The organism is Thiobacillus sp., from assembly GCF_024708915.1.
Genome location: NZ_JANJXQ010000277.1, coordinates 1 through 1,355 on the forward strand (window position 1 = coordinate 1; position 1,355 = coordinate 1,355).

The following is a 1,355-nucleotide window of genomic DNA, read 5'->3' on the forward strand; positions in this document are numbered from 1 at the left end:
GGCCTTCAGTTTCCATGCGCGGTTTCTCCATTCGGCGCCCGTGCGGCGAAGTAATCGCGCAGCCACGAATCGTCGATTTGCTTCAGTTCGGCCAGCGTTCCGCTACCGAGCACGCGGCCATCCGACAGCACGATGACGCGATCGATAATCGAAAACAGTGTATCCAAGTCGTGAGTGACAAGGAATACGGTGAGTCCGAGGCTGTCGGCCAGCAGCCGGATCAGGCGGTCGAAGGCGCGCGCCGAGATCGGGTCGAGGCCCGAAGTCGGCTCGTCGAGGAACAGCAATTCCGGGTCGAGTGCCAGTGCGCGTGCCAGCGCCACCCGCTTGCGCATGCCGCCCGACAACTCGCTCGGGCGTTTGCCGGCGGTGTCCGGCGGCAGTCCGGCCAGTGCCAGCTTCAGCCGCGCCAGCTGGCGGCAGGTGGCGTGCGGCAGGTCAGTGTGCTCGAACAGCGGGGTGGCGACGTTGTCCTCCACGCTGAGGGAGGAGAACAGCGCGCCATCCTGGAACAGCACGCCGAAGCGCCGGCGCAGCGCATTCATCTGCGCAGGCGTCGCATTCCACACCGATTGTCCGAACAGCTCGATGCGGCCCGCCTGCGGCCGCAACAGGCCGATGATCTCGCGCAGCAATACCGATTTTCCAGTGCCGCTGCCGCCGATCAGCGCGATGACTTCGCCGCGCGCCACCGACAGGCTGAGGCCGCGATGGATACTGTGTCCGCCCAGCGTGGTGGAGACGTCGCGGACGTCGATGACCGGTTCGGCCATCAGATTTCCAGCTTCACGAACATGACGGCGAAAATGGCGTTGAGGATGATGATGGCGACCAGGCTCTGCACCACGGTGGACGTGGTGTTGGCGCCGACGCTGCGGGCGTCGCGGGTGACCGCAAGTCCCATGCGGCAGGCGATCAGCGCGATGAAAAGCGCAAACACCGGCGCCTTGAACAGGCCTACCAGCAGGGTTTTCGGCAGGATCACGTCGGTCAGGCGGTCCATGAACATGTGATGCGAGATATCCAGCTGCTCCTGCGCGATCAGCATGCCGCCGGCGATGCCGGCGATGTCGCCGATGAAGACCAGCAGCGGCATCGCGAGCAGCAGGGCGACGATGCGCGGAATCACCAGTACCGCCAGCGGCGACAGGCCGAGCGTGGCGATGGCGTCGATCTCCTCGGTGATTTTCATGGTGCCGATCTGCGCAGTGATGGCCGCGCCGGTGCGCCCGGCTACCAGGACGGCAACGATGACCGGCGAGATTTCACGCAGGATCGCCAGCAACAGGCCGTCGACGACAAAGATGTTGGCGCCGTATTGCTGCGCCTGGTCGCCCAGCAGGTAGGCGAACACC

At 65.2% G+C, this 1,355-nt stretch carries 2 protein-coding genes; both read right to left on the reverse strand.

The window, feature by feature from the left end; all coding sequences use genetic code 11:
* Positions 1 to 5: 5 nt before the first annotated feature.
* Entirely contained in the window at positions 6 to 773 is a 768-nt protein-coding gene (locus tag Q0L94_RS17680) for an ABC transporter ATP-binding protein (RefSeq protein ID WP_296755967.1), read from the reverse strand.
* The coding region (locus Q0L94_RS17685; RefSeq protein WP_296755970.1) for an ABC transporter permease at positions 773 to 1,355 on the reverse strand (583 nt) is incomplete at its 5' end. The genes Q0L94_RS17680 and Q0L94_RS17685, both read right to left, overlap by 1 nt.